Raw genomic sequence first — 12,650 nt, forward strand, 5'->3', positions numbered from 1 at the left:
TCAACCCGAGCGTGACGGCGCGCTCATCGTCACGAGCTCTTCGGAGCTGGTCGGATGCACGGCGCAGGTCGCGTCGAGCTGTTGTTTCGTGAGCCCTGCCTTGACCGCGATGCCGACGAGCTGGATCATTTCGGCCGCCTCGGGCGCGACGATATGCGCGCCAAGGATGACCTGCGTTTCCTTGTCGACGACGAGCTTCATCAGGGTCCGGCCCGACCGTCCCGCGAAACTCTGCTTCATCGGGCGGAACGAGGTGCAATAGACGTCGATGCCGCCACGTTCCTGCGCCTGCTCCTCGGTCAGGCCGACGGTGCCCAGTTCGGGGCGGGTGAACACCGCCGAGGGGATGGTGTCGTAATCGACCGGAGTCTTTTCGCCCATGAAGACGGTGCGGGTGAACGCCATCGCCTCGCGGATCGCGACGGGGGTCAGCTCGACCCGGCCGGTCACGTCGCCGATGGCATAGACCGAGGGCACGGTGCTCTGGCTGTATTCGTCCACTACGATCTCGCCGCGGCGGCCAAGCTCCACCCCGATCTCCTCGAGCCCCATGTCCTTGGTCGAGGGCGCGCGCCCGGTCGCAAAGAGAACGTGATCGAACGTGTCCTCGCGCCCGTTGGTCGACTTGACCCAGACCGGGCAGCCCGCCTGGCGGGCGGTGTCGCTCTTGGGGTTGCCGCCCAGGTGGTCGTCGGGATGGGGGTTGAACTCGGCCGGCGTGCCCATGGCCGCGTCGGATCCCGCGCCGCGCGGCATGTGATCCTCGGCATCGGCGCGGTCCATCTCGACGATGGTCGTGCCGGTATGGATGTCGATGCCCTGCGCGCGCATCATCTCGGCGACGAGGCCGCGGCATTCCTCGTCGAACCCGTTGAGGATCTGGCCGCCGCGCAGATACATCGTCACGTCGACGCCCATGCCCGCCATCATGCAGGCGAATTCGCAGCCGATATAGCCGCCGCCGACGATCAGCATCCGGCGCGGCAATTCCTCGAGCAGGAACATGTCGTTCGATACGAGCCCGAGCTCGGCATTGGCGAAAGGCGGCCGGACCGGGTGCCCGCCCACCGCGACGAGGATGTGTTTCGCGCTCTTGCGGGTGCCGTCGGCCAGCTCGATCTCGTGCGGGCCGGTCAGCCGGGCGCGCTGGTCGAACCGCTCGACCCCGAACTTGTCGAGCACGCTGCAATAGACCTGCTCCAGTCGGTCGAGCTCGACATGGAGCTGCTTGCGGAAGCTCGGCCAGTCGAAACTGCCGATGCCGGCATCCCAGCCATAGGCGCGGGCATCCTCGATCTGCTCGGGAAAGCCCGAGGCAAAGACCATCAGCTTTTTAGGGACGCAGCCGCGAATGACGCAGGTGCCGCCCATGCGCGACTCTTCGGCGAGTGCGACCCGGGCGCCCGCCTGGGACGCGGTGCGCGCCGCGCGCACCCCGCCCGAGCCGCCGCCGATCACGAACAGGTCATAGTCGAAATCCGTCATGTCACCCCCGTCGAGAACGTCGCGGCCGGTATTCCATAGCCGCCGCAGGTTGGAAAGCGCCGCACCCCTGCCCGCCACGAAAACGGGCGCCGAAGCGCCCGTTCATTGCATCCCGTTGCAGCTTGGGGTCAGCCGCGGTGCTTGTCGTCCGGCGTGACGGCATCGGTGGCGTTGTCGACGGCGTTCTTGGCGTCGCCCTTGGCCTGCTGGCCCTTGCCCTCGACCTGGTCGGCCTTGCCTTCGCGCTTGAGGTCATCGTTGCCGACGGCCTTGCCGGCGGCTTCCTTGACCTTGCCGCCCATTTCCTTGCCCTTGCCCTGCGCCTTGTCGTCGTTCCCGCTCATGATGCGCTCCTTCTTCGTGGTTTCGCCCGTTCAACGCGGGCAACGGGGCCACGTTCCGCCGGCCGCGATCACATTCGCGCGGCCCGCCACGAGGGCTCAGACCAGACGGCTCATCTCCTTGGCGGCGCGGACGAAATCGGCAAAGAGCGGATGGGGGGCGAAGGGTTTGGATTTCAGCTCGGGGTGGAACTGCACGCCGATGAACCAGGGGTGGTCGCGGACCTCGACGATCTCGGGCAGGCGCCCGTCGGGCGACATGCCCGAGAAACACAGCCCGTGCGCCTCGAGCGCCTCGCGATACTTGATGTCCACCTCGTAGCGGTGGCGGTGGCGTTCCTCGATGCGGTGGGTGCCATAGACCTCGGCCACGCGCGATCCTTCGGTCAGCAGCGCGGTATAGGCGCCGAGCCGCATCGTGCCGCCCTTGTCGTCCAGCACGTCGCGCGCGATCTTCTGATTGTCCTTGATCCATTCGCGCAGGTGAAAGATCACCGGCTCGAACCGTTCCTCGCCCGCCTCGTGATCGAACTCCTGGCTGCCGGCGCGGGGCATGCCGGCGAGGTTGCGCGCGGCCTCGATCACGGCCATCTGCATCCCGAGGCAGATCCCAAGATAGGGCACCTTGCGTTCGCGGGCGAACCGCGCGGCGCTGATCTTGCCCTCGGTGCCGCGCTCTCCGAAGCCACCGGGCACGAGGATGGCGTGGAACCCCTCGAGAACGCGCGCCGGATCCTCGGTCTCGAACCGCTCGGCATCGACCCATTCGATGCGCACGCGCACCCGGTTGGCCATGCCGCCATGGGTCAGCGCCTCGGCGATGGATTTATAGGCATCCTCGAGCTGGGTGTACTTGCCGACGATGGCCACCCGCACCTCGCCCTCGGGGTTGAAGATGCGGTCGGCCACGTCCTCCCAACGGGCGAGGTTGGGCTTGGGCGCGGGCGAGATCCCGAAGGCATCGAGAACCGCCTGGTCGAGCCCCTCGCGGTGATAGGCCAGCGGCGCCTCGTAGATCGACTTGAGGTCGTAGGCCGCGATCACGCTGTCGGGGCGCACGTTGCAGAACAGGGCGAGCTTTTCGCGTTCCTTCTCGGGGATCGGACGCTCCGAACGGCAGACCAGCACGTCGGGCGCGATCCCGATCGAGCGCAGCTCCTTGACCGAGTGCTGCGTGGGCTTGGTCTTGAGCTCGCCGCTGGCCGCGATCCAGGGCAAAAGCGTCAGATGCATGAAGATGCACTGCCCGCGCGGCCGTTCCTGCCCGAACTGGCGGATCGCCTCGAAAAACGGCAGCCCCTCGATATCGCCGACGGTGCCGCCGATCTCGCAGAGCATGAAATCGACCTCGTCGGCGCCGATGGTCAGGAAATCCTTGATCTCGTTGGTGACGTGCGGAATCACCTGGATCGTCTTGCCAAGGTAGTCGCCGCGCCGCTCCTTTTCGAGCACGCTGGAATAGATCCGCCCCGAACTGACCGAATCGGTGCTGCGCGCCGCGACCCCGGTGAACCGTTCGTAATGCCCGAGGTCGAGATCGGTCTCGGCCCCGTCATCGGTCACGAAAACCTCGCCATGCTCGAAGGGGCTCATCGTGCCGGGATCGACGTTGAGATAGGGGTCGAGCTTGCGCAGCCGGACCGAAAAGCCCCGCGCCTGCAACAGCGCGCCCAGCGCGGCCGAGGCGAGCCCCTTGCCCAGCGAAGAAACGACGCCACCGGTGATGAAGACATAGCGTGCCATGGCCGGAACAGCCCCCCGTGCATGATATTCGGTTGGAGCCTGGAACCGGCCCGGACGGGCGGCGATGCGCCTGCCCCACGGGACGCCACGGCTAGCCCATAAGCGGACCGCCCGCAACCGCGCGGGCGGCGCCCTGCCCTGTCGTCAGTCCGCCCGCGGCGGCGTCAGCGGCGCATCCGTCGCGGCCGGCGGCAGCAGGTCGCCGCCGAGATCGGGGATGGACGGCGATTGATCGCCTTCGGTTATGGGGGCGCCCTCGAACCCCATCCGGTCAAGAACCGAAGTCCCGGCGCTGTTCTGCGCGGCGATGATTGTCAGCCAGATCGAGGTGCCGATAAAGGCGATGGCCAGGATCCACGTCATCTTGCCCAGCGCGGTCGCGGCGCCGCGCGAGGACATGACACCGCCGCCGCCGCCCCCGCCGCTGCCCATTCCCAGGCCGCCGCCCTCGGACCGCTGGATCAGAACGACGCCGATCAGCGACAGCGCCAGCAGCAGGTGAATGACGAGAACGACGTTTTCCATGAGGGACAGGCCTTGGGTCGACTGCGGACGTTTGCCATGTAAAGACCGCCCGACCGCCCCGCAACCCCGCCCTTTTCCGGTTTCGCCCCGCGCGCCGAGTGGATAGAAGGCCTGTGGATTTTGAAAGGGGGGCCGATCATGGCCAATGTCGCAGTCGTGGGCGCCCAGTGGGGCGACGAGGGCAAGGGCAAGATCGTCGACTGGCTCAGCGAACGGGCCGATGTCATCGTCCGCTTCCAGGGCGGCCACAATGCCGGCCACACGCTCGTCGTCGACGGCGAGGTGTACAAGCTGCACGCCCTGCCCTCGGGCGTGGTGCGTCCGGGTAAGCTGTCGGTGATCGGCAACGGCGTCGTGCTCGACCCCTGGCACCTGCTGCGCGAGATCGAGCAGATCCGCGGCCAGGGCGTCGAGATCACGCCCGACACGCTGATGATCGCCGAGAACACGCCGCTGATCCTGCCCTTTCACGGCGAACTCGACCGCGCCCGCGAGGATCAGGCCACGACCGGCAAGATCGGCACCACCGGGCGCGGGATCGGTCCCGCCTACGAGGACAAGGTCGGCCGCCGCGTCATCCGCGTAGCCGATCTCAGCGACAGCGCGACGCTCGAGACCCGCGTCGACCGGGCGCTGGTGCATCACAACGCGCTGCGCGCGGGGCTGGGGCTCGACCCGATCGACCGCGACGCGCTGCTCTCCGCGCTGAACGAGATCGCGCCGCAGATCCTGCCCTATGCCGCGCCGGTCTGGAAGGTGCTGGCCGACAAGCGCCGCCAGGGCAAACGCATCCTGTTCGAGGGGGCGCAGGGCGCGCTTCTCGATATCGACTTCGGCACCTATCCCTTCGTCACCTCGTCGAACGTGATCGCGGGGCAGGCTGCGACCGGCTCGGGGCTGGGGCCCGATGCCGTCGGTTTCACCCTGGGCATCGTCAAGGCCTACACCACCCGCGTCGGCGAAGGCCCCTTTCCGACCGAGCTGCACGACGCGGACGGCGAACGCCTCGGCACGCGCGGCCACGAGTTCGGCACCACCACGGGACGCAAGCGGCGCTGCGGCTGGTTCGACGCCTGCCTCGTGCGCCAGACCTGCGCCATCTCGGGCATGACCGGCATCGCGCTGACCAAGCTCGACGTGCTCGACGGGTTCGAGACGCTGAAAATCTGCGTGGGCTACGATCTCGACGGCGCGCGGCTGGATCACCTGCCCACGGCCTCGGACCGGCAGGCCCGCTGCACCCCCGTCTACGAAGAGCTGCCCGGTTGGTCCGAATCGACCGAGGGCGCGCGAAGCTGGGCGGATCTGCCGGCGGGGGCGATCAAGTATGTCCGCCGCATCGAAGAGCTGATCGGCTGCCCGGTCGCGCTGCTCTCCACCTCGCCCGAGCGCGACGATACGATCCTCGTCACCGACCCGTTCGCGGATTAGAACGGGTCCATGACCTATCGTTCAAAACGCCGCTGGGCGCTGTTCATCCTGCTGATCGGGCTGCCCGTCTACATCGTCGTCGCCTCGAGCGTCGTGACATGGCTGGGCCGCCCGCCGATCCTGGTCGAGTTCGCGATCTACATGGCGCTCGGCGTGGTCTGGGCGCTGCCCTTCCGCACGATCTTTCGCGGCGTGGGCCAGGGCGACCCCGACGCCTGAGCCCCGCTCAGAGCGCCAGCGTCGTCTCGCGCAGCCAAGCCATGAAGGCGCGCGGGTCGGACTGGCGCGCGGCGATCTCGGCAGGGGCGATGGCGCGGCCGATCCGCGGGGCCTGCGACCGGCCCAATGCGCGCACGACCTCGTGCAACAACAGACCCTGGCGCAGCACCGGCGAGATCCGGTTGGCGATGTGATAGGCGCGCGAGTTCTGGCCCGGAAACAGGATCGGCACCACCGCCGCGCCGGATTGGCGGATCATCTTGGCGGTAAAGGGCGACCACGGCGCCTCGATCACCGGGCCGAACGCGGTTTCCGAGGTCGCGACCTGCCCCGAGGGGAACAGCACCACGCATCCGCCCGCCGCGAGATGGGCCATGGCCCGGCGCCGCATGTCGAGGCTCTTGGCCAGCGCGTCGGCCTCGTGCGGGAACGGCACCGGGATCATGAAACGGTCGATCTCGGCCACGCCGGTCAGCAGCGACCGCGTCAGGATCTTGTAGTCGCCGCGCACCCGGCCCATCAGCTCGCCCAGCACCATTCCGTCGATCAGCCCGTGCGGATGGTTGGCGACGATCACCAGCGGCCCGCGCGCGGGAATGCGCGCCAACATGGCCGGCGGCACGTCGAGCTCGATCCCCATCACCCCGAGCGCCTGCGTCCAGAACCGCTGCCCGTGCGGCACGCCCATCGCCTCGAACCGGCGGATCAGGCGCAACAGCCGCAGCTTGCCGGTGGCGGCCTCGATCGTCTTGATGACGGCGCGGTGCAGCGGATGCTCGAAGGTGTTGGCATAGCTCAGGCGCCGGCGGTCATAGGGCCGTTCGCCCACCGCGGTGATGCCGTCGCCCTGCGCGGCATGGCGGGCATGGCGGCGGACCGGAGAGGCGCGGCGGGGAACGATCGCGGCCGGGGTATCCTTGAGCGCCACGCGCTACATGTCCTCGCCGAAGCGGCTCGCGACGAGGGCCTCGATGGCGGCGGCCAGCGGCTCGGCCTCGGGTCCGGCGGTCTGCACCTCGATCACGGTGCCGAAATGGGCGGCGAGCATCAAAAGCCCCATGATGCTGTCGCCCGACGCACTCATCCCGTCGTGGAACACGTCGGCGGTGGCGTCATGGCTTTCGACCACCTCGACCAGACGGGCCGAGGCGCGGGCATGCAGCCCCTTTTCGTTGACGATCTTGAGGGAGCGGTTTGCCATGCCGCCTTACCCGCGGCCGCCGGCCAGCCTGAGCTCGGGTGCGGGCTTGGTCATGGTGTCGAGATACTTGCGCCCCGCCATCAGCCCCGCATGCACCGCGTCGGCGACGGGCAGGTGCCGCGACTTGGCCAGCTTGATGAGCATGGGCAGGTTCGCGCCATAGACGATGCGGCGGTTGTCGGGATTGCAGGCGCGCAGCGACAGGTTCGAGGGCGATCCGCCGAACATGTCGGTCGCGACGATCACCCCGTCGCCCTCGTCGACCGCATCGGCAGCGGCGCAGATTTCGGCCTGTTTGGCGGGGCGGTTGCATTCGGGTTCGATCGAGACGGCACGAATCCCGGCCTGACGCCCGACGACGTGTTCGACCGCCGCGAGAAATTCGCGGGCCAGCCCCCCGTGGGCGACGATGACGATGCCGATCAAGGCCGTTTCCTTCACTGAGGGCGCCGACCTGCCCCAGGCGCCCGTTATGCTTGTCAAGTTGACACTCGCCCACCCGGTTCCGCAAGCCCCATCACGCCGATTTGCCCGCGTGTGCAAGCAACGCCTCGCCGAAGATGCTGCAAGGCGGCGAACGCGCGGGGCCATGGAAACCGCGTTGGAGCTTGGCCCGGCCGCGATCCGGCCTGCTGCGGCGCGGCATTGTGCATTTCGCGCGCATTTTCGTGCCTCGGGGCGAAACGGGGCCGGGTTGAGGGGTCGCCGCGCCTGCGGCGTCTGGTCGCGGGGGGTGGCGAGACCGGGGTAGAGGGCGGGGGGAACGATCGCGGGGCCGTTCCCGCGATTGTTGCCCGCTTTGGGGCCTCATACGTCGCGCGGCAGGCCCGCCCTCAGGATCTGGACCACCGGCCCGACAAGGGCGCGCCAGTCGCGCCCCGCGATCATGGGCACCGCGCAATTCAGGATCGACCACGTCGCGGGTGGCGGCAGGCGCTCGGGCGCGTCGCGGGACAGGTCGACGGCCAGCAGCACTTCGGCCGATGATGCGGGCTCGGCCCCGAGCAGCCCGATCCCGCGCGCCTCGATCAGCCCAGCGATGGACGGGGGCGCCGTGGCGATCAGCCCGCCCCCCGCGAGGCGCAGGATCGTGCGGTCGTCCGAGACGAGGCGGATGTCGGATGCGACCATCGCCGCGAGCGAGAGGGACGATTTGCCGCAGCCCGACGGCCCCAGGATCACCGCGGCACCGCACGGCCCGGCAATCGTCGTGGCGTGAACGACCGTCTCGCCATATCCCGGCGCGGCGGGCGACGGCTCCGCGCCCTGCCCGCTCAGATCGGGAGTCCGACGACGAAACGCGCGCCCAGCGGATCGGAATCGGGGTCGGCATCGGTGGGCATGATGTTCTCGGCCCAGATGACGCCGCCATGCGCCTCGACGATTTGCTTGGAAATGGCGAGGCCGAGGCCCGAATTGTTCCCGAACTGCCCGTCGGGCCGGTGCGAATAGAACCGGTTGAAGATCTTGGTGATGGCCTGCGGCGGGATGCCGGGGCCGGTATCCTCGACCACGACGAGAACGCGGTTCTCGCGCCGCCGGACCCAGAGCCGGATCGCATCGCCCTCGTTGCAGAACGAGATCGCGTTGGTGATGAGATTGACGAAGACCTGCGCCAGGCGGCTTTCGAGCCCGTCGATCACGATGGGATCGGGCGGCAGGTCCGAGATGAACTCGATCCCCTTGGCCTCGGCGTCGCGGCCGAGATACTCGGCCAGGTTGCCGATCATGGTCAGCAGGTTGAACCGCTCCTCGTCCTCCTTGACGAGTTCGCTGTCCAGTCGCGAGGCGTTCGAGATATCGCTCACCAGCCGGTCGAGCCGCCGCACGTCATGGTCGATCACGTCGAGCAGTTGCGCGCGCTGCTCGTCCTTCTTGACGAAACGCAGGCTGCCCACCGCCGACCTGAGCGAGGCGAGCGGGTTCTTGATCTCGTGCGCGACGTCGGCGGCGAATTGTTCGTTCGCGTCGATCCGGTCGTAAAGCGCGGCGACCATGCCGCGCAGCGCGCTCGACAGGCGCCCGATCTCGTCGGGGCGGGCCGAGAGGTCGGGGATGCGCACGCGGCTCGGCTTGACCGTGCGGGCGTTCCTGTCGCGCCCGATCTCGGCTGCGGCGGCGAGGTCGGACAGCGGGTTGGCGATGGTCGAGGCCAGCACGAGGCTCAGCCCGATCGAGACCACGATGGCGATGACGAACATCTGCAACACCTGTTCGCGCTCGGCCCGCACGAGCTGGTCGATCTCGCCCGCGCCCGAGGTCAGCGCGACTACGCCCATGACCTCGCCATCGACGACGACAGGGGTCGCGACGGCGAAAAGCGTGCTGCCGTCCTTGACGAGGTTCGTCTCGACATGGGTCGCACCGCCGAAGCTGCGCTCGACGAGCTGTTCGGCCAAAAGGTCGTTCTGGCTGCCCGCGCCGTCCTCGGGCGCCTTGGTCAGCATCCCCGCGACGGCCATCCAGGCATTGTCGAGCATGTCCGTGATGACGGTCGAGCGGTCGTCGCGCTCCAGCCCGCCGACAAGCTCGATCTCGGGGCGGGGCATCCCGCGCGACGTGGCCAGAACCTCGCGCCCGAGTCCGAAGACAAAGACCTGGCTTTGCCCCGACAGGTCGAGCCCGGCCACCGTGGCCACCGGATCGACGCCCTGGCCCAGCGCGGCGCCCGGCGTGGCCGAAAGCTGCACCTCGAGCACGTCGGCCACCAGCTCGGCCTCGGCGACCAGCGCCGCCTCGCGCTGGAACACGAGGCTGTCGCGGAACGGGTTGATGAACAGCACGCCCGCGACCAGCAACAGGATGGCCAGCAGGTTGAAGGTGATGATCTTGCGCGCCAGCGGCGAGCGATTGACCGCGATCAGGCCCTTGCCGCGCGACCGCATCCGGGCCTCGCGGTCGGCCGAGGCGTCGGCGCGCACCCAGTCCTCGCCCAGAAGGACGCCGCCGCGCCCGGCGCGTGCCGGCTCCGATCCGCTGTCAGTCGCCATCGCCACGCCCGGTCACTCTTCGTTATAGCGATAGCCGATCCCGTACAGCGTCTCGATGGCCGAGAACTCGGGGTCGACCGTGCGCATCTTCTTGCGCAGCCGCTTGATATGGCTGTCGATGGTGCGGTCGTCGACATAGACCTGGTCGTCATAGGCCACGTCCATCAACTGGTCGCGGCTTTTCACGAAACCGGGCCGTTGCGCCAGCGCCTGCAGCAACAGGAACTCGGTCACGGTCAGCGAGACGTCGTCGCCCTTCCACTTCACGGCGTGGCGGGCCGGGTCCATCGTCAACTGACCCCGCGTGAGCACCTGGCTCTGCTCGGCCGCGGTCGTCTCGCCGCTGGTCAGCACCTCCTGGCGGCGCAGAAGGGCGCGGATCCGCTCAACCAGCAGGCGTTGCGAGAACGGCTTGCGCACGTAATCGTCGGCCCCCATCCTGAGGCCCAGCACCTCGTCGATCTCGTCATCCTTTGAAGTCAGGAAGATCACCGGCATCTGGGTTTTCTGGCGCACGCGCTGCAACAGGTCCATGCCGTCCATGCGGGGCATCTTGATGTCGAACACCGCCATGTCGGGCAGTTTCTTGGCGAATGCGTCCCAGGCCTGCTGGCCGTCGTTATAGGTCTCGACCTCGAAGCCCTCGGCCTCGAGCGTCATTGCAACGGATGTAAGAATATTGCGGTCGTCATCGACCAAAGCGATCTTCGACATGCGGATCGTCCTTTTCCTGCGCGAAATGCTGCCTGAACGTCTTTTCTTTTTTCGGCCATATTCCCGACCGGGCCCCGTCAAGGCAACCGATTTCGCGAATCGCGCCCCGTGCTGCTCTGCATTTAGGGGACAAAACCGTTGATGATGACTTAATTGCCTCACCCGGCCCGCCGCGTGCCCCGGCGGCGGACCGGTGGCGATAACGCCGGAATGGTGGCGTTAAACCGCTCGCGCGGCGGGGGCGGCGTGCTAACACCGACCGGTATGCGGGCCATGACGGGCCGCGGCCAGGGAGGCAGCACAGACATGACCATCGGGCGCGTCAATCCGAACCACACGCTTGAAACCCAGGGGATCGAGGGTCTGGGCCAGGTGCATTACAACCTGACCGAACCCAAGCTGGTCGAGGCCGCCCTGGCCCGCGGCGAGGGTCGGCTTGGCCGCGGCGGCGTGTTTCTCTGCGCCACCGGCAAGCACACCGGCCGGTCGCCCAAGGACAAATTCGTCGTCAAGACCCCCCTGACCGAGCCCGATATCTGGTGGGAGAACAACCCGCCCATGACGCCCGAGGCCTTCGCGACGCTCAAGGCCGACATGCTCGAGCACATGAAGGGGCGCGACTATTTCGTGCAGGATCTCTTTGCCGGGGCCGATCCCGCGCAGCGGCTCGACGTGCGGCTGGTCAACGAACTCGCCTGGCACGCGCTGTTCATCCGCCACATGCTGCGCCGGCCCGAACGCGACCGGCTGGAAAGTTTCGTGCCCGATTTCACGATCATCAACTGCCCCAGCTTCAAGGCCGATCCCAAGCGCCATGGCTGCCGGTCCGAGACCGTGATCGCGCTGAACTTCGACGAAAAGACGATCCTGATCGCCGATACGGAATATGCCGGCGAGAACAAGAAATCGGTGTTCAGCGTGCTGAACTACCTGCTGCCCCCGCGCGGCATCATGCCCATGCACTGCTCGGCCAACCATGCGCCGGGCAACCCGGTCGACACGGCGATCTTTTTCGGGCTGTCGGGCACCGGCAAGACGACGCTCTCGGCCGATCCGTCGAGGGTGCTGCTGGGCGACGACGAACACGGCTGGTCCGACCGCGGCACCTTCAACTTCGAGGGCGGCTGCTATGCCAAGACGATCAACCTGTCGCGCGAGGCCGAGCCCGAGATCTTTGCCACCACCGAGCGGTTCGCGACCGTGATCGAGAACATGGTCTATGACGAGGATACGCTCGAGCTGGATTTCCAGGACGACAGCCTCGCCGCCAACATGCGCTGCGCCTATCCGCTGCACTATATATCGAACGCCTCGACCACCGGGCTCGGCGGGCATCCCAAGAACATCGTGATGCTGACCTGCGATGCCTTCGGCGTGCTGCCCCCGATCGCGCGGCTGACGCCGGCGCAGGCGATGTATCACTTCCTCTCGGGCTTCACCGCCAAGGTGGCGGGCACCGAAAAGGGCGTGACCGAGCCGCAACCGACCTTTTCGACCTGTTTCGGCGCGCCCTTCATGTCGCGCCGCCCCGAGGTCTACGGCGAATTGCTCAAGGCCAAGATCGCCAAGCACGGCTCGACCTGCTGGCTGGTCAATACCGGCTGGACGGGCGGCGCCTTCGGCACGGGCTCTCGCATGCCGATCAAGGCCACGCGCGCCCTTTTGACCGCCGCGCTGAGCGGCAGCCTCGATCGCGCGACGTTCCGAAAGGATCCCAATTTCGGCTTCGAGGTGCCGACCGGCGTCGAGGGCGTGGCCGATCTTCTGCTCAACCCGCGCCGCACCTGGGACGACCCCGAAGCCTATGACCGGCAAGCGAAAAAGCTGGTCGGCATGTTCTCGGAGAACTTCCGCCAATACGAGAGCCATATCGACGACGACGTGCGTGCCGTGGCCCTCGGCTGAGCGGTTGGGAGCGTAAACTTCGCAAGACTGCGACGAATTGTCGGAACCGGCCCGCGGGGCCGGCTCTTTCCCTATCCGCAGGGGCAACCTGCAGTT

13 protein-coding genes are annotated in these 12,650 nt (G+C 67.7%); 3 read left to right on the top strand and 10 right to left on the bottom strand.

Features of this window, described 5'->3' with window-relative positions; genetic code table 11:
* The 4 genes from E2L08_RS08120 to secG all read right to left on the bottom strand — a co-directional run bounded on the left by E2L08_RS08120 (position 1) and on the right by secG (position 4,094).
* Positions 1 to 1,485: an FAD-dependent oxidoreductase gene (locus E2L08_RS08120; RefSeq protein WP_133396567.1), complete on the bottom strand. Its 1,485-nt coding sequence runs from the start codon at positions 1,483 to 1,485 to the stop codon at positions 1 to 3.
* Positions 1,486 to 1,613: 128 nt separating this feature from the next.
* Entirely contained in the window at positions 1,614 to 1,829 is a 216-nt protein-coding gene (locus tag E2L08_RS08125) for a CsbD family protein (protein ID WP_133396568.1), read from the bottom strand.
* Positions 1,830 to 1,925: 96 nt separating this feature from the next.
* The gene (gene pyrG, locus E2L08_RS08130; protein ID WP_133396569.1) at positions 1,926 to 3,569 is read right to left on the bottom strand and encodes a CTP synthase; all 1,644 of its coding nucleotides are present in this window, start codon (positions 3,567 to 3,569) and stop codon (positions 1,926 to 1,928) included.
* A gap of 144 nt (positions 3,570 to 3,713) precedes the next feature.
* Entirely contained in the window at positions 3,714 to 4,094 is a 381-nt protein-coding gene (secG, locus tag E2L08_RS08135) for a preprotein translocase subunit SecG (protein ID WP_133396570.1), read from the bottom strand.
* Positions 4,095 to 4,232: 138 nt separating this feature from the next.
* Between secG and E2L08_RS08140 the strand changes: the two genes are divergently transcribed.
* Positions 4,233 to 5,525 (top strand): adenylosuccinate synthase, encoded by a 1,293-nt coding sequence (locus E2L08_RS08140; RefSeq protein ID WP_133396571.1) that lies wholly within the window; start codon positions 4,233 to 4,235, stop codon positions 5,523 to 5,525.
* 9 nt (positions 5,526 to 5,534) lie between these two features.
* Positions 5,535 to 5,744 (top strand): DUF2842 domain-containing protein, encoded by a 210-nt coding sequence (locus E2L08_RS08145; RefSeq protein ID WP_133396572.1) that lies wholly within the window; start codon positions 5,535 to 5,537, stop codon positions 5,742 to 5,744.
* Positions 5,745 to 5,751: 7 nt separating this feature from the next.
* Here the strand turns inward: E2L08_RS08145 and E2L08_RS08150 are convergent, their stop codons facing one another.
* The 6 genes from E2L08_RS08150 to E2L08_RS08175 all read right to left on the bottom strand — a co-directional run bounded on the left by E2L08_RS08150 (position 5,752) and on the right by E2L08_RS08175 (position 10,649).
* A complete protein-coding gene (locus E2L08_RS08150) occupies positions 5,752 to 6,582 on the bottom strand; it encodes a lysophospholipid acyltransferase family protein (RefSeq protein WP_133396618.1) in 831 nt (276 codons plus the stop codon).
* A gap of 93 nt (positions 6,583 to 6,675) precedes the next feature.
* Positions 6,676 to 6,945, bottom strand: coding sequence for an HPr family phosphocarrier protein (locus tag E2L08_RS08155; RefSeq protein WP_133396573.1), 270 nt, complete (start codon positions 6,943 to 6,945; stop codon positions 6,676 to 6,678).
* A gap of 6 nt (positions 6,946 to 6,951) precedes the next feature.
* Positions 6,952 to 7,371, bottom strand: a complete 420-nt coding sequence (locus E2L08_RS08160) for a PTS sugar transporter subunit IIA (protein WP_133396574.1) — start codon at positions 7,369 to 7,371, stop codon at positions 6,952 to 6,954.
* Positions 7,372 to 7,752: 381 nt separating this feature from the next.
* The gene (locus E2L08_RS08165) at positions 7,753 to 8,127 is read right to left on the bottom strand and encodes an HPr kinase/phosphorylase (RefSeq protein ID WP_133396575.1); all 375 of its coding nucleotides are present in this window, start codon (positions 8,125 to 8,127) and stop codon (positions 7,753 to 7,755) included.
* A gap of 92 nt (positions 8,128 to 8,219) precedes the next feature.
* A complete protein-coding gene (locus E2L08_RS08170; protein WP_133396576.1) occupies positions 8,220 to 9,935 on the bottom strand; it encodes a sensor histidine kinase in 1,716 nt (571 codons plus the stop codon).
* A 12-nt stretch (positions 9,936 to 9,947) separates the two neighbouring features.
* Positions 9,948 to 10,649, bottom strand: coding sequence for a response regulator transcription factor (locus E2L08_RS08175; RefSeq protein WP_133396577.1), 702 nt, complete (start codon positions 10,647 to 10,649; stop codon positions 9,948 to 9,950).
* 306 nt (positions 10,650 to 10,955) lie between these two features.
* On the opposite strand from E2L08_RS08175, the gene E2L08_RS08180 reads away from it, so the two are divergent.
* A complete protein-coding gene (locus tag E2L08_RS08180; RefSeq protein WP_133396578.1) occupies positions 10,956 to 12,554 on the top strand; it encodes a phosphoenolpyruvate carboxykinase in 1,599 nt (532 codons plus the stop codon).
* Positions 12,555 to 12,650: the final 96 nt, after the last annotated feature.

This window comes from Palleronia sediminis (genome assembly GCF_004358695.1).
Lineage (GTDB): Bacteria > Pseudomonadota > Alphaproteobacteria > Rhodobacterales > Rhodobacteraceae > Palleronia > Palleronia sediminis.